Source organism: Bacillus sp. 01N42_2 (genome assembly GCF_056399565.1).
The window spans coordinates 565623-580182 of record NZ_JBFTRO010000002.1; the positions used below are offsets into that span (position 1 = coordinate 565623).

The window sequence follows — 14560 nt, forward strand, 5'->3', positions numbered from 1 at the left end:
TCCCTTTCTATTAAACTCCCCGTTTATTGCCCCAAAGCAATGTATGAAGCTGAGGCAGGACTCTGACGAGATTCAGATCCGAATCGGCAGAAACCTTATCAACGAGTTTTTCATATTTTTCGAGCAGATGCGTAATTAATGCCCGGTCATCCGTCGTGTGGACATTATCGTTTCCGACCTGAAGATAAAACGGGATATTCGGATACCGCTTATGCACGGTTTTCGCGAATTGCAGATCTTCATCATTAAAAATGACGACCTTTAAGCTGACTGCGCTAAGCCTTTCAGCCGCATCAAGAGAAGATACGATGTGATCGAGCTTTGCAAAGTCGGTTGTCATTCCTGAACTCGGCGGCTTCGGTGAAATTGTCAGGTCGTTAATCATTGTAAACCAATCCTGATAGACCGTTCCCTGCGTTTCTAAAGCGGCGCGCACACCATGCTCTTTCAGCAGCAGAATCAGCGCGTCAAGCTGCTTTAACAGCGCCGGGTTTCCTCCTGAGATGGTAACATGGGAAAAGGCGTCTCCGCCGATTTCTCTCAGCTCACGGTAAATGTCTTCCGCCGTCATCCAGCGGATATCTTTTTTGGCTGAGCCGTCCCATGTAAAGGCGGAGTCGCACCAGCTGCAGGAGTAGTCACAGCCTGCCGTGCGGACGAACATGGTTTTCTGGCCGATGACCATGCCCTCTCCTTGTATCGTCGGTCCGAAAATTTCTAAAACCGGGATTCCTTTAGCCATTCAAATCACCTTTTTTCGGGCGGTATACGCAATAGCTTGTCGGGGTTTCCCTGACAAAAACCTGGACGCAGACCGGCTGATTCTCCAATGTTTCAAGGTAGGACTGAACTTTATCGTAAATCGTTTTGGCTACGACTTCGGTTGTCGGCAGCGAATATCGGTCATCATCGGAAAATTCGTCATGGTCATTCAGCAATGTGTGATCATAAGCGCCGTGCACCAATTTCTTCAGCACGCTGAAATTCACGAGAAAGCCTGAATCATCCAGTTCATCCCCTGCAACTGTAATATTTACTGTATACGTGTGGCCGTGGACTCTGCTGCACGCTCCGGCACTTTCACGGGGAATAAAGTGCGCTGCTGAAATGTGCATGTCCTTATTCAGCTCAAACGAATAAGGATGCTGAACCTGCGGGTAAATTTGAGAAAGCAATTAGTTCCGCTCCCCTTTCATTTTCATATATTCATCGTATCCTTTATTGCGGAGCAGGCATGCCGGGCATTCTCCGCATCCGTCCGCAATGATGCCGTTATAGCAAGTCAATGTGTTATTCTTTACAAAATCAAGCGCGCCGAGCTCGTCAGCAAGTTTCCATGTTTCCGCTTTGTTCAGCCACATAAGCGGCGTATGAATGACGAACGGCTTTTCCATCGCCAAGTTGACGGTGACATTGCAGGACTTGACAAACTCGTCCCGGCAGTCAGGATAGCCGCTGAAATCAGTCTCGCATACACCGGTGATGATGTGGCGTGCGCCGATTTGATATGCAAGAATCGATGCAAAGGATAAAAATACAAGGTTGCGTCCCGGCACAAACGTTGTCGGCAGTTCCCCGTCCTTCGCTTCAATTTCGATATCATCCCGTGTCAGCGCGTTTGGCGCAAGCTGGTTTAAAAGAGACATATCAAGCAGATGATTTTTGACACCGAGCTTTTCGGCAATCGATTTAGCTACATCAATTTCTTCTTGGTGACGCTGATTATAATGGAATGTAACGGTTTCTACTTCTTCAAAGTTTTGCAAAGCCCATAATAAACACGTCGTGCTGTCTTGGCCTCCGCTGAATACCACAACCGCTTTTTCTTTTTTCATGTCTTTCTCTCCCTTATCTATCATTCAATAAAAAAAGCGCCTTTCTCGGAGAAGGCGCCCTAAAAAACATAAAAAAACCGTATCCAAGGATACAGCTCGTCCTTAGTTTTTTATAGAGGGTGTAGCTAGAACCTCTCCCGCATCAATACGGATTTTCTTCTTTTTTTCACTTTTGCTATCATACCATAATGCTGTTTCCCGTGACAATAAAAAAAACAGCCTGAAACTTGTGTCAGGCTGCAAAAACCGATTTAAGCCCGGCTTTTCTTTTTCGGAAATGCCATCAGTGCAATCCCGATCAGCACAAATAAGGCAGGCCAGAAAACAGAAACCGGGATGATCGGCTGATACATCATCGTAAAGCATAGCGCGGTCAAGGTCAGAACCGCAACCGGAATGAGCAGCGCCTTTTGTTTCCCGCCGAACAGCCACAGTTCAAATAAACCGAATGCCGCTGCCAACAGGTAAACAGGCCATGTCACACCGGAATAGGTCCATTGGGTCGCCGTTTCAAAAACAAACAAGATCCCTGTAACCAATAAAATGCCGCCCGGTACAAGAAGTCCTGCGTTTTTGACCAGTTTCGGACCGAAAATCGGAATGTGAAAAGCGGCTGCAAGCAAAAGAATGAGCGCGGGCCAGCCGCGTTCGCTGATGACTTCATTTGCATTGGTGAATATGCCGAAAATGCCCGCGGCGCACAGAACCGCCGCAGCAGTCAAAAGCCCCCTTTTCTTTCTTCCGAACAGCCAGGCTTCAAACAGGCCGAACGCGACGGCAAAGAGGTAGACAGGCGATGTCATAGTTGCGTATGTCCAATCCGTCAGAGTTTCAAACCATAATAACCCGCCAATCACAAGCAATGTTCCGCCCGGAATGAGAAGGCCCGTTCTTTTTTTCGGCTGCATGAAGGCAGCGGCGTGAAACAGAACCGCTACTGCAATGATCAAAAGCGGCCACAGCCCTGTCAACAGCATACCGGCAAAGCATAGGGCACCCGTCCCTGCCAAAATCATAGCAGGAATCAATACGCCGATCTTTCTCCCGCCGAAATACCACAGCTCAAACAGACCGAGAGCAGGCGCCCATATATAAACAGGCCACGTCACGCCTGAATACGCCCATCCCGTTGCGGTCTCAAAACAAAACAGGCAGCCCAGCACAAGAAAAAGACCGCCGGGAACGAGCAGTCCCGTCTGTTCAGGCGTTTTTTTCGAAAAAACAAATCCGGCGTGAAACCCCGCGGACATTATAATGAAAAGAAACGGCCACGCCGAACCCGCGGAAAGATGTATAACTCCCGCCTTCTGTAAAAAAAACGCAATGCCGATACAAATAAAAATAAATCCCAATAATACACGTCGATCTTTCATCCCTTACTCCTCCCCATCATTTCCCAATTCATTATACAGAAATGACAGGAAAAAAGAAGGGGAATTCCCAAAAATACAGACATTTTCCTTATTTATGTTGTTTTTCTTTCGGGACTTTTTTGCAAACCAATGCGCCGATAAAAGCCAGACTCACATATCCAAACACCGGATAAACGGTAGAAATCAGCTGTCCGTAGCCGATTTGACTGACAATAAACGCAAACATCAAAATGCCGCCGTAAATATATGTACTTTTTATATGAAGAAAACTGTTTAATTGTTTTTCCAATCCATATAAATTGCCGATAACTGACGTAAACACTTCCCCGAAAATAATAAACAAATAGATGATATGAAGCGAGCGCGAATACAAATACACAACTTGAGCCATCGGGATGTCAAACTCCAGTACATCCGGCAGCACCGATAATGATAAGAAGCTCGCGGCAAGCACTAGTGTCAAAAGAGCGCCGCCTAAATAAGCCCCCCTTCTGATCACTTTCTCTGAAGACATTTCGTTCGCAAGCGGCACAAGGACGGCTTGGGCAAGCGATAAATTTAACGCGCCGTAAGAGACGGCGGACAAAAGCCAGTTCCACTTGTCAGGCCATACCCATTCGTCCGCGTTTCTCGTGCTTGTAAATACAAATGAATCAGCTGTCACGATAAAAGAGAAAGAAATTAAAAGCGGCACAACCAATATATTGACGCCGAACACACCTTTAACACCGCTTGTCATGACGGCAAAGCTCAGTACGATCGTCAGAAGGATCCCCGCCTGTGCGGGCCAGCCAAGCTGCTCATGAAACAGCGCTCCAGCTCCGGACAGCATGACGGAGGTCACTCCCAGCAAGATAAACATCATAAATATGTTCACGGCGCGGCCGATGGACCGGCCGAATAAATATGTGTTCAATTCCTGATAAGATGCTGCATGAATCCGTTTGGAAATAATCATGATTTTGGCGCCTAAATATGTAAACATCAGACCGCTTACCATAATACCGAACAGACCGATCCAGCCAAACCTCAGAAAAAATTCAACGATTTCCCGTCCCGTGGCAAAACCGGCTCCTACAACCGTTCCTACGTATACGAATGCAAGCTGACTTGCAGAACCTTTTCTTTGTCCCATTTCACCCTCCGGCTATGCGCAGATTTGTCCAGGCCTTTTTATCAGCATATGAGACAAGTCGCCTGAAAAGAAGAACAAATCATCCTTCCCCAAAAACGAATTCAGTTCTCCCCTTTAAGCAAAAATATTGAAAGAAAAAAAGGACCGGCGTATACTCTTCATCAAGAAAGGTCAAACATTTGGAAATGCCGCTTTTCATGCTGTAAACTTTGATTTTTCGCGGTTTAAAACAAAACACTTGAAAGTCAAAGAAGGTCAGAGTATACTATTAATCAAAGAAGGTCAAAGTTAAGGCCTTATTTTCTAATTCATTTGGTCAAAGAAGATCAAACAAGGAGGTTTTGGCAAATGCGTTGTCAACACTGTCACAAAAACGAGGCGACGATTCGCCTGAACATGCAAGTCAATTCCATTCAAAGACAATTCGTTTTATGTGAAACATGTTATACAGAATTAACCCGCAAACCGGCTATGAGCATGGGTCCGCAATCTTTCGGATTCCCGTTTGAGCAAGGCTTCGCTCCCGGTCAAAATAAACAGCAGGACAGCCGTAAAAAGGGTCTGCTCGATGAGCTCGCTCAAAACGTCACAAACGGCGCAAAAGCAGGTCTGATTGACCCTGTGATCGGACGCGATGATGAGGTGGCGCGCGTAATTGAAATTTTGAACCGCCGGAATAAAAACAACCCGGTGCTTATCGGTGAACCCGGTGTCGGCAAAACGGCTATTGCAGAAGGTTTGGCGCTTAAAATCGCTGAAGGCGATGTGCCGAACAAACTGAAAAACAAAGAACTTTATCTGCTTGATGTCGCTTCCCTCGTCGCCAACACAGGAATCAGAGGCCAGTTTGAAGAAAGAATGAAACAATTAATGAACGAATTAAAAGAGCGGAAAAACGTCATTTTGTTCATTGACGAGATTCACCTTCTCGTAGGCGCCGGCTCTGCCGAGGGATCAATGGATGCCGGAAACATCCTGAAACCGGCGCTGGCCAGAGGCGAACTGCAGGTCATCGGGGCGACAACATTGAAAGAGTACCGCCAGATTGAAAAAGACGCAGCGCTTGAAAGACGCTTCCAGCCTGTCATGGTTCACGAGCCTTCTATCGAACAAGCCATCAGCATTCTTGAAGGCATTAAAGATAAATACGAGAAATACCACGGCGTCACATTCAGCGATGAAGCGATCAAAGCGTGTGTTACACTTTCTTCCCGCTACATTCAGGACCGCCATCTGCCGGATAAAGCGATCGACTTGTTAGATGAAGCCGGTTCTAAGGCAAACCTGGAGCTTGATACCGTAAATGAAGAAGATGCGGCTGAGAGACTTAAAGCAATTGACGCGGAGAAAACAAAAGCGCTTCAGGAAGAAAATTATGAGCTTGCCGCGAAACTGCGCGATGAAGAAGCGGCGTTGGAAAAGCAGCTGGCGCATGAAACACCGGCCGTTTCTTCAGAAATCGGGGCGGAGCATATTCAAGCCATCATTGAACAGAAAACAGGCATTCCGGTCGGAAAACTTCAGGCTGATGAACAAGTCAAAATGAAGGAACTTGAAGAGCGCCTTCATGAGCGCGTCATCGGTCAGGAAAAAGCCGTGAAAAAAGTGGCGAAAGCGGTCAGACGAAGCCGCGCCGGCTTAAAATCAAAAAACAGACCTGTCGGCTCCTTCCTCTTTGTGGGACCGACCGGGGTCGGAAAAACCGAGTTATCAAAAACACTCGCAGATGAACTGTTCGGTACAAAAGATTCCATCATCCGGCTCGATATGAGTGAATACATGGAAAAACACGCCGTTTCTAAAATCATCGGTTCACCGCCGGGATATGTCGGACATGATGAAGCCGGGCAATTAACGGAAAAAGTGCGACGCAATCCGTACAGCATCGTGCTGCTTGATGAGATTGAAAAAGCGCACCCTGACGTCCAGCATATGTTCCTGCAGATTATGGAGGACGGCCGTCTGACAGACAGCCAAGGCAGAACGGTCAGCTTCAAAGATACCGTTTTGATTATGACAAGCAACGCGGGAACCGGCGAAAAACAAGCAAAGGTCGGGTTCCAATCTGAAGAAAGCGTCATGGAAGAACAAACGCTGATTGATTCACTGAGCGCGTTCTTCAAACCGGAGTTTTTAAACCGGTTTGACAACATTATTGAATTCCAATCCCTGAAAAAAGAACATCTCGTGAAAATCGTCAGCCTGCTTCTCGCAGAGCTTGAAGACACATTAAAAGAGCGCGGCATCAGCCTGAACGTCACCGATGATGCGAAAGAAAAAATCGCTGAAATCGGCTATCACCCTGCTTTCGGAGCACGCCCGCTCAGAAGAACCATCCAGGAATTGATCGAAGACGAAATGACAGATCTCTTATTGGATGACAATGAAATAAAAGCCTTCCATGTCGTAATGGAAGAAGACGGCATCAAAGTCCGTGCACAATAAGAAAAAGCGGTTCCCTGTCTGGGGAGCCGCTTTTTTGTATCTTTTTCCATGCCGGAAGGCAGAAACTGTGAAGAATTCGGCAACAATTTCACATTCACCCTAAAGTTCCATCCACTGCCACCGATATTAACCATAGAAAGCTAGTATAAAGGATTTGGTGAAAACTATGGATAAAACATCGATTATCGGTATCATCCTCGCCCTGATTGCTTTAAGCGTGGGCATGGTGCTGAAAGGGGTCAGCTTAAGCGCACTCGCTAACCCGGCAGCTATTCTGATTATTTTGTTCGGTACGATTTCAGCGGTGATCATCGCATTCCCCGGAAAAGAAATCAAAAAAGTGCCTGCCCTTTTTAAAGTGCTGTTTAAAGAAAACAAACAGCTGACCATTGCGCAATTAATTCCCATGTTCTCTCAATGGGCGCAAATCGCCAGACGGGAAGGTCTGCTCGCATTGGAAGCAAGCATCGAAGACGTGGATGACGCGTTTTTGAAAAACGGACTGAGCATGGCGGTTGACGGACAAAGCGCAGAATTTATCAGAGATATTATGACTGAGGAAGTTGAAGCGATGGAGGACAGACACCAGGCCGGCGCGGCTATCTTTACCCAAGCCGGCACATATGCGCCGACACTCGGCGTTTTGGGTGCGGTCATCGGTCTTATCGCCGCTCTTTCCAATATGAACAATACCGAGGCGCTCGGACATGCCATCAGTGCGGCGTTTGTCGCCACCCTTCTCGGGATCTTTACGGGATATGTACTATGGCATCCTTTCGCCAACAAGCTGAAACGGAAATCAAAACAGGAAGTCAAACTGCGTGAAATCATGATTGAAGGCGTTCTGTCGGTGCTTGAAGGACAGGCGCCGAAAGTGATCGAACAAAAACTTCTCATGTATCTCCCTGCGAACGAACGAGCAAAAGTCATTGAACAAGAAGGAGAGGCAAACAATGGCGAGAAAAAAGAAGAAGAAGCATGATGACGAGCATGTGGATGAGTCTTGGCTGATCCCGTACGCGGACCTTCTCACCCTTCTTTTGGCTCTGTTCATTGTATTGTTCGCCATGAGTTCTGTCGACGCGGCGAAATTTCAAATGCTGTCTAAATCATTTAACGCCGTTTTTACAGGAGGCACGGGGGTCCTTGAATATTCAAGCGTCACTCCTCCTGAAAACGAAAAAGACGGCGTTGATCAGTTAAAAAAAGACAAGGAAAAAGATAAAGAACAGAAAAAGAAAGAAAGAGAAGCAGCCGACCGCGAAGAACTTGAAGGCGTGCAAAAGCAAGTCAATCAATTTATAAAAAACAAAAAGCTTGAAACTCAGCTGGAAACAAAGCTGACTAAAGAAGGACTCTTAATTACCATTAAAGACAGTATCTTTTTTGATTCCGGACGGGCGGACATCCGTCAGGAAGATATACCGCTTGCCAAGGAAATCTCGAATCTCCTTGTGCTGAATCCGCCAAGGAACATTATCATCAGCGGGCATACGGACAATGTGCCGATTAAAAACTCACAATTTCAATCAAACTGGCATTTAAGCGTCATGCGGGCTGTCAACTTCATGGCTATTCTTACAGAAAACCCGAAACTTGATGCAAAAGTATTCAGCGCCAAAGGTTTCGGTGAGTATAAGCCGGCTGCGTCGAACAAAACCGCGGAAGGACGCAGCAAAAACAGGCGTGTCGAAGTATTGATACAGCCTAGAAACGCCGCGACTGACCAAAATCAGTAATATAAAAAAGGAAGCCTTTCAAATGGCTTCCTTTTTTATTTCTGATGAAAATGTTTAGCGTTTAATCCCACTCTTTTCAGCATTTCCGTACACATTTCTATCTCTTCATCACTCAGCACACTGATCATTTCTTTAATTTCGGCTGCATGATCAGGGAAAATATCGTCCAAAAGACGGATTCCCTTTTCGGAAATCTGTGCGAAAGTCACCCTCCTGTCAGTCGGCGAGGCTTTTCTGATGAGAAGTTCTTTTTTCTCTAATTTGTCAACAACGTATGTAATACTTCCGCTCGCTAATAAAATTTTGTCGCCGATCTGCTGCAGCGGCTGGTTGCCTTTATGATACAGCAGCTCAAGCACAGCAAATTCTGTCGGATTCAGGCCGTGCTTATGAATATGTTTATTCATATGGTCGTTTATGGACCGGTATGCACGCGACAGTACAATAAATAATTTCAATGAGTTTTCTGTTTTATCCGTCATACATTCAATCATCCTTTTTGCAAAAGAAACCGTTACAGAGAAACATTAATAAACAAAATGAAAAATGTCAACAAAAATCTTTCCAAAATTTCTCTTCTTTTTGACGGACCTTAATAAAATAATTTGTTTTTATAGCATTTTGGTTATTTTTTCTTATTAAAGAAGTATAAACAATGATATAATACCTCTATTCAAGTGTAATGTTGGAGCGATGCAGAGTGAATACATTTAAAGGTGCCCGGGGAAAGATCAAACTTTATCTCATATTGGTGATCATCCCGGCACTTATTATCAGCTTTTTCATATATGAAAAAGAAAAGCAGAAAATAGCCGATAAACACATACAGGAAGCCAGTATGATGCTCAATCTTCACCGCAATAAGCTCAATTATTTAATCGGTGAAACAAAAGCCCGGATGACAACACTTGCGATCGCTGTCGATAAGCCTGTCAATGAAGAAAAGATAAATGAAATTCTCGATCAGGCTTTTGAGGATGAACCCAGATTCAGCGGATTGTATATGCTGAATTCCAAAGGTGACGTCATCGCAAGCACGACCGATCTGAAAACAAAGGTGAATTTGGCCGACAGACCGTATTTTACGAAGGCAAAAAAGACGAAAAAAACGGTCATCACAAACGACTACTCCAGCAGAATTACAGGCCAGCGTATCTTTACGATCTGCGTGCCGGTGTTAGACGCAAACCGGGAGGTCACGGATTATTTAGTGGCCGCCATACAAGTCGATTATTTGAGAAATATGATCAATATGCTGAGCCCCGACGTTTATGTCAAGGCAACCCATGAGGATAAAGTGATATTTGCCAGCGGACGGGCAGATCAGTCAGAAGGCGTGAAACCGGTCAGCGGCTATCTGGATGATATTAATTGGAATATCAATGTTTACCCGAAACCGGTAGAGCTGAACGAGCTGACCAAAAGCGTGCTGCTGCCGATGTCCAGTATTGCCGTGCTGCTGAATATTCTGTTCATCCTCGTTCAATATTATCTGCTTAAGCGCAAGACCGAGCTGGAGCGCGCTCAAAACGAGGCGCAAAAATTGGAGCTGATCGGAACGCTTGCCGCAAGCACCGCTCATGAAATACGCAACCCGCTTACAGGGATCAGCGGCTTCATTCAGCTTTTGCAGAAAAAATATAAAACGGAGGAAGATCAGCTGTATTTCTCAATTATTGAGCAGGAGGTTAAACGGATCAATCAGATTGTCAGTGAGTTTTTAGTGCTCGGCAAACCGACCGCGGAACGATTGGAAGTGAACTCGCTTCAGGATATCCTTGATGAGATTATGCCGATTATTTATTCGGAAGGGAATCTTTATAATGTGGAAGTGAATGTGGAGATTCTCGTCAATCGGCCGCTCAAGGTCAACTGCACGAAAGACCATATTAAACAGGTGATCTTAAATGTCGCGAAAAACGCGCTCGAATCAATGCAGGAAGGCGGCAGGCTGTCCATCTATTTAGAGGCCCTCGACCATAAAGCAGTCATTAAGGTGGCCGACAACGGAATGGGTATTTCTGAGGATATGCTTGAGCACATTTTCCTTCCGTTTGTCACATCAAAGGAAAAAGGCACCGGCCTCGGTCTTGTCGTATGTAAACGGATCGTGCTGATGTACGGCGGTTCGATTGACATTCAAAGTGAAGTCGATAAAGGCACAGAGGTCACCATTACCCTCCCTGCCGCTTCACGATGAAAAAACACCCTGAAACAGGGTGTTTTTTATATAAGAAGAATATGTGTAAGAGGATATACCGGGGAACGGCAACATAGCCGGCAGATAGATACGAGGCGCTTCGTGAGCTGTGCCAGCGGAAAAACCCGCTGACTGCACGCGGTCATCTTTCGGATGCGGCGGTTAATCATGAAGCGCATTCAGTCTTCGTTATCTGTTTATCATCAATCATTTGTTTGCTTCATATGCAGGCATGACGTCACCGCGGGAGAACAAGCCTATTTTCTTCACAAGGCCCTGTATTCCTTGGTGATGTGTGCGTTCACGGTTTATCAGCTGCTGATACGCGTTCATCAGACTGTCCAGTTCCTGGCTGTGTCTGATCGTGTCATATCCTGTAAACCCCTGCCTGTTAGCCGCATCTATCATCATTTTCCTCTTTTCATCAATAGATACTAGCAATTTTTCTTGTTCAGAATAACTGCCCATTCACTTCACCCCTCACCGCTAAAAGAATAGGAAACAAGTTTGATTGGGTTATTGAGCATTATTACAGATTATACTTTATTTGTAAACATTTTTTTACTAAATAACTTAATTTTTCATTTCATATTGGAATCTTTAGTATGATTACGAGAATAATACCCATTCAGGTAATGATATAAACAAAATGCGCCCATTTAATGCATAAAAAAACAGAGATTTTATATTACAATAAAAAACCTCTCACGCGGCTGACCGCATGAGAGGTTCGGACATCTATCCGTTTTGCACACTTTCATTTTCATAAATCGGCACCCATCCTTCAGTCGTCACGAAGATTCGGATTGCGACGACCCGGCGGTCCTCCTGAAGCGTAAAGTAGTGGCGGATGTTCTCCGGAACCGAAATCAAATCCCCCGGATTTAAACGGACATCAAAAAAAGTGCCGTCTTTGCCCTGAATGACGAAGATGCCGTGCCCGCTGACGATAAAGCGGACTTCATCATCCGTGTGGTGATGTTCTCTTTGAAAATTTTTCAACAGCTCATCAAGATTGGGTGTTGTATCTGATAAAGAAATGACATCCTGAGACTGATAGCCGCGCCGGGCTGAAATATCCTGAATCTCTTTGTCAAACACCGTGAGAATCCGGTTTTTTTCATCTTCGGTTAGATCGTATTTCTCCGAAAGCTCAGGCGGAAGTTTTTCAATGTTCCACTGCTCATAGATCACCTCTTGTTCGTCTAAAAAGCGCGCTACTTCTTCCTGATGTTCAATGATCGTATTCTTTTCGTCATGAATTCTGATTGTCGCCATTTTGCGTTCCTCCTTTTATTTTACAAGCTGCGGCCGAAGTGACAGAAGCTTGATATGACAGCTGAATAAAAATTCATAGGCTTCCAGCACCCTTTTCGCCTCAAACGCGGTCCGCCCCCATGCCGTAATGCCGTGATTGCGGATTAATACCGCGCCTGATCCGGCGTCTGCATGGCGCGCGAAGCTTTCGGCTAATGCCGGGATGTGCGCCGGATTGTCAATGATCGGAACGGTCACCGACGCGTTTTCCTCCCACAATCCGAGCGCCTTAATCATTTCCTGCCCCTGAAAGGTGATTTGTTTTTCATCCCCGTAGAGCTCTGAGATGACATTATTATTAACGGTATGGACATGCAGACAGCAGCCCGCGTCTGTCTTTTGGTATAAGTACGTATGGAGAAGCGTCTCTGCCGAGGGTTTTAAGGAATGGCCGGTCTCAGCGGGCTCCCCGTTCTCATCGACTAAGAGAAAATCTTCGTCTGTTTCTTTTCGTTTGTCTTTTCCGCTTGCCGTAACGAGAAACGTCAGCGGTGCGTCGGATACTTTGATGGAAAGATTCCCGCTTGTTGCCGGGAACCAGTCTCTTTCAGCCAGCTCGCGCTTTACTTCGGCAAGTTCGCGCCAGCGTTCTTCTTTTGCAGCCATGACTGCACCTCCCCGATATTTTCGATGCCTGCTTTCACTTCATGAAAATCTTGAAAAGGCTGATGCCGAAGACCGAGCTCTTTGCATTCAGTCAAAAGATAATCTCTCGCAAAACACATATCGGATAACTTTGCAGCCTCGACATCCGTCACCGAATCACCGATCATAATGAGAAATTTCTGCCGGTCGGATAGCTTCCGGATGACTGACGGTTTGCAGCAGCCGCACTGATTCGTGCAGGCTTCGTCACAGGCTTGCGGCCAATTGATATGAATATATTCATTGTCAAAGGATGCATGATTGCAGAAGATCCGCTCTTTTTCTACGATGCCTTCTAAAAGCGGATGCACAAAAAAGTCCATCCCCCCGCTTACGATATAAAACGGGAGATCGTTTGACCGGACAAACGAAACAAAATCCAAAAAGCCGTCCCGTATTTTCGCATCCTCCAGAATAAAGTCCGTCAGCTCATCTTTTAAGCTGCTCGGCAGCAGCCCGAACATCCGGCCGACTCCTTCCTGAATTGATATGCTTTTAGACAGAACACCGTCTTTTAATTCAAGCCACTCAGGGGGCGCGAATTCTTTCATCATGCTGACAATGTTGTCGTTCATGGTGACTGTTCCGTCGAAATCACAAATAATCAGCGGTGTGCGGGTCATACGGATTCCGCCTTTCCCCATTTGTCTAATGCGAGCTGAAGATCTTTGCACGACGCGGCTTTTTCTTTAATCGGCTGTGCTTCAAGCACCGCATCAATAATGGCGCGGAACGCTCTTCCGCCGCCCTCGGCTCCTTTCGGATGGCCGTGAATGCCTCCGCCTGCATTGATGATGTGATCAATACCGAAATCACGCATTAACAATGGCACCATGCCTGGATGAATGCCTGCTGACGGGACGGCAAACGTCGGATGAAAGACGTCTTCCTTTACACATTCATGATGGATCGCAAGTGCGGACTCCTTCGGAAGAGCGACGGATCCGTATGGTGACGGAAATAAGCTGAAATCGGCGCCGCAATAGCGGTTCAGCTTGCCGAGCAAAAGTGCGTGCGATAAACCGTAAACGGGAGATGATGTAAACGCGCCGCTGACCGCCGGATGCGCCATAATCGGAAGCGGGATTTCCCCATCTTCAGCAAGACTTTGCATGACGTCTAAGCCGTAGGCGAATACATTCAGTAAGAGGGCGTCTGCCCCGAGTTCTGCCGCGCGTCTCGCTTTATCCCGCAATTCAGAAGTCCTCCCCGTCAGGTTTACGGCGTACAGCGTCTTATGCCCCGTCTCCTCCCGCGTTTCCTTCAGGACTTGTTTTCCTTCGATAATGCGGGTTTCAAACGGAGCCAGTTCATTTTCAAAGAAAATTTCGTCATCTTTAATAAGATCCACGCCGCCGAGCGCCTGCTGTCTGAGCTGTTCTTTAATGTCGGCGAGATCCCGTCCGATCACGCCTTTAAAGATGCTCATCAGAAGCGGTCTTTCAAATTCGCCCAGCAGTTTGCGGATGCCGTATATACCGAATTTCGGCCCGGGAAGGGAGCGTTTAAACCCTTCGGAAAATTCAAGATCAGTCAATTTTATTTTTCCGTCCAGTGACAGCTTTCCGAATACCGTCGTCAGGACGGCCGGAATATCTCTTGAAAAGTTCGCCTCAGGATAGGCGATGGTGATGACGGATTGTGTTTCGTTTTCTTTGGCCCCTTCTTTTTCCTCAACTTTCACGACCCGGCCTTTATGCTTTCTGAGCTGTTCCTGTTTCACCAGGGGCAGATCCGTCCAGGAGCCTACCGTCAGCCCCGCCGCAATCTGTTCCGCCCGCTTTTCACTGTCCGTTGTGTCTGTCAGAAGATATGTTGCCAATACTTCGCTCATGCGTGAACGCCTCTCTTTCTTTCGCAAAACATAAAAA

At 46.3% G+C, this 14560-nt stretch carries 15 protein-coding genes and 1 riboswitch; of the genes, 4 read left to right on the plus strand and 11 right to left on the minus strand.

Annotation, left to right across the window (positions count from 1 at the left end; genetic code table 11):
- Positions 1–10: 10 nt before the first annotated feature.
- The 5 genes from queE to AC1DN5_RS06555 form a co-directional block, all read right to left on the minus strand.
- Complete coding sequence (queE, locus tag AC1DN5_RS06535) at positions 11–742, minus strand: 7-carboxy-7-deazaguanine synthase QueE (RefSeq protein WP_327814070.1); 732 nt, start codon at positions 740–742, stop codon at positions 11–13.
- Complete coding sequence (gene queD / locus AC1DN5_RS06540; protein WP_016936345.1) at positions 735–1175, minus strand: 6-carboxytetrahydropterin synthase QueD; 441 nt, start codon at positions 1173–1175, stop codon at positions 735–737. The genes queE and queD overlap by 8 nt, the downstream gene beginning before the upstream one ends.
- On the minus strand, positions 1176–1835 hold the full coding sequence (gene queC, locus AC1DN5_RS06545) for a 7-cyano-7-deazaguanine synthase QueC (RefSeq protein WP_003154679.1): 660 nt from the start codon (positions 1833–1835) through the stop codon (positions 1176–1178). It lies immediately after the preceding gene.
- Between the two features lie 96 nt (positions 1836–1931).
- A riboswitch (PreQ1 riboswitch) is annotated at positions 1932–1976 on the minus strand.
- Between the two features lie 110 nt (positions 1977–2086).
- Entirely contained in the window at positions 2087–3208 is a 1122-nt protein-coding gene (locus tag AC1DN5_RS06550; RefSeq protein ID WP_366969470.1) for a hypothetical protein, read from the minus strand.
- Positions 3209–3296: 88 nt separating this feature from the next.
- Complete coding sequence (locus AC1DN5_RS06555; RefSeq protein WP_366969471.1) at positions 3297–4343, minus strand: YkvI family membrane protein; 1047 nt, start codon at positions 4341–4343, stop codon at positions 3297–3299.
- Between the two features lie 348 nt (positions 4344–4691).
- Between AC1DN5_RS06555 and clpE the strand changes: the two genes are divergently transcribed.
- The 3 genes from clpE (at position 4692) to motB (ending at position 8527) form a co-directional block, all read left to right on the plus strand.
- Positions 4692–6788 carry an ATP-dependent protease ATP-binding subunit ClpE gene (gene clpE / locus AC1DN5_RS06560; RefSeq protein WP_366969473.1) on the plus strand — a complete coding sequence of 699 codons (2097 nt, stop codon included), beginning with the start codon at positions 4692–4694 and terminating at the stop codon, positions 6786–6788.
- A 166-nt stretch (positions 6789–6954) separates the two neighbouring features.
- A complete protein-coding gene (motA, locus tag AC1DN5_RS06565) occupies positions 6955–7770 on the plus strand; it encodes a flagellar motor stator protein MotA (RefSeq protein WP_013352039.1) in 816 nt (271 codons plus the stop codon).
- On the plus strand, positions 7742–8527 hold the full coding sequence (gene motB / locus AC1DN5_RS06570; RefSeq protein WP_095240808.1) for a flagellar motor protein MotB: 786 nt from the start codon (positions 7742–7744) through the stop codon (positions 8525–8527). The genes motA and motB overlap by 29 nt, the downstream gene beginning before the upstream one ends.
- Before the next feature lie 35 nt (positions 8528–8562).
- Here the strand turns inward: motB and mhqR are convergent, their stop codons facing one another.
- Positions 8563–9009: a MarR family transcriptional regulator MhqR gene (gene mhqR / locus AC1DN5_RS06575; RefSeq protein ID WP_016936351.1), complete on the minus strand. Its 447-nt coding sequence runs from the start codon at positions 9007–9009 to the stop codon at positions 8563–8565.
- Between the two features lie 200 nt (positions 9010–9209).
- Here mhqR and AC1DN5_RS06580 point away from each other — a divergent pair, with 200 nt between their 5' ends.
- Entirely contained in the window at positions 9210–10727 is a 1518-nt protein-coding gene (locus tag AC1DN5_RS06580) for an ATP-binding protein (protein ID WP_327814060.1), read from the plus strand.
- 207 nt (positions 10728–10934) lie between these two features.
- Here AC1DN5_RS06580 and spo0E read toward each other — a convergent pair whose 3' ends face one another.
- From spo0E to mtnW, 5 genes are all read right to left on the minus strand, one after another.
- Complete coding sequence (spo0E, locus tag AC1DN5_RS06585) at positions 10935–11195, minus strand: aspartyl-phosphate phosphatase Spo0E (RefSeq protein ID WP_016936353.1); 261 nt, start codon at positions 11193–11195, stop codon at positions 10935–10937.
- Positions 11196–11465: 270 nt separating this feature from the next.
- Complete coding sequence (locus AC1DN5_RS06590; RefSeq protein ID WP_064778816.1) at positions 11466–12005, minus strand: 1,2-dihydroxy-3-keto-5-methylthiopentene dioxygenase; 540 nt, start codon at positions 12003–12005, stop codon at positions 11466–11468.
- A 15-nt stretch (positions 12006–12020) separates the two neighbouring features.
- Complete coding sequence (locus AC1DN5_RS06595) at positions 12021–12650, minus strand: methylthioribulose 1-phosphate dehydratase (protein WP_064778815.1); 630 nt, start codon at positions 12648–12650, stop codon at positions 12021–12023.
- On the minus strand, positions 12608–13312 hold the full coding sequence (gene mtnX / locus AC1DN5_RS06600; protein WP_366969475.1) for a 2-hydroxy-3-keto-5-methylthiopentenyl-1-phosphate phosphatase: 705 nt from the start codon (positions 13310–13312) through the stop codon (positions 12608–12610). The genes AC1DN5_RS06595 and mtnX overlap by 43 nt, the downstream gene beginning before the upstream one ends.
- Positions 13309–14523: a 2,3-diketo-5-methylthiopentyl-1-phosphate enolase gene (gene mtnW, locus AC1DN5_RS06605; RefSeq protein ID WP_045925658.1), complete on the minus strand. Its 1215-nt coding sequence runs from the start codon at positions 14521–14523 to the stop codon at positions 13309–13311. The genes mtnX and mtnW overlap by 4 nt, the downstream gene beginning before the upstream one ends.
- Positions 14524–14560 lie beyond the last annotated feature (37 nt).

What these genes read in the sequence shown, in the direction of transcription:
- mtnW (WP_045925658.1), bottom strand. Translation starts at nt 14,523, where the DNA reads ATGAGCGAAGTATTGGCAACATATCTTCTGACAGACACAACGGACAGT.
- queE (WP_327814070.1), bottom strand. Translation starts at nt 742, where the DNA reads ATGGCTAAAGGAATCCCGGTTTTAGAAATTTTCGGACCGACGATACAA.
- spo0E (WP_016936353.1), bottom strand. Translation starts at nt 11,195, where the DNA reads ATGGGCAGTTATTCTGAACAAGAAAAATTGCTAGTATCTATTGATGAA.
- mhqR (WP_016936351.1), bottom strand. Translation starts at nt 9,009, where the DNA reads ATGACGGATAAAACAGAAAACTCATTGAAATTATTTATTGTACTGTCG.
- AC1DN5_RS06595 (WP_064778815.1), bottom strand. Translation starts at nt 12,650, where the DNA reads ATGGCTGCAAAAGAAGAACGCTGGCGCGAACTTGCCGAAGTAAAGCGC.
- AC1DN5_RS06550 (WP_366969470.1), bottom strand. Translation starts at nt 3,208, where the DNA reads ATGAAAGATCGACGTGTATTATTGGGATTTATTTTTATTTGTATCGGC.
- AC1DN5_RS06555 (WP_366969471.1), bottom strand. Translation starts at nt 4,343, where the DNA reads ATGGGACAAAGAAAAGGTTCTGCAAGTCAGCTTGCATTCGTATACGTA.
- AC1DN5_RS06580 (WP_327814060.1), top strand. Translation starts at nt 9,210, where the DNA reads ATGTTGGAGCGATGCAGAGTGAATACATTTAAAGGTGCCCGGGGAAAG.
- mtnX (WP_366969475.1), bottom strand. Translation starts at nt 13,312, where the DNA reads ATGACCCGCACACCGCTGATTATTTGTGATTTCGACGGAACAGTCACC.
- queC (WP_003154679.1), bottom strand. Translation starts at nt 1,835, where the DNA reads ATGAAAAAAGAAAAAGCGGTTGTGGTATTCAGCGGAGGCCAAGACAGC.
- clpE (WP_366969473.1), top strand. Translation starts at nt 4,692, where the DNA reads ATGCGTTGTCAACACTGTCACAAAAACGAGGCGACGATTCGCCTGAAC.
- motB (WP_095240808.1), top strand. Translation starts at nt 7,742, where the DNA reads ATGGCGAGAAAAAAGAAGAAGAAGCATGATGACGAGCATGTGGATGAG.
- AC1DN5_RS06590 (WP_064778816.1), bottom strand. Translation starts at nt 12,005, where the DNA reads ATGGCGACAATCAGAATTCATGACGAAAAGAATACGATCATTGAACAT.
- motA (WP_013352039.1), top strand. Translation starts at nt 6,955, where the DNA reads ATGGATAAAACATCGATTATCGGTATCATCCTCGCCCTGATTGCTTTA.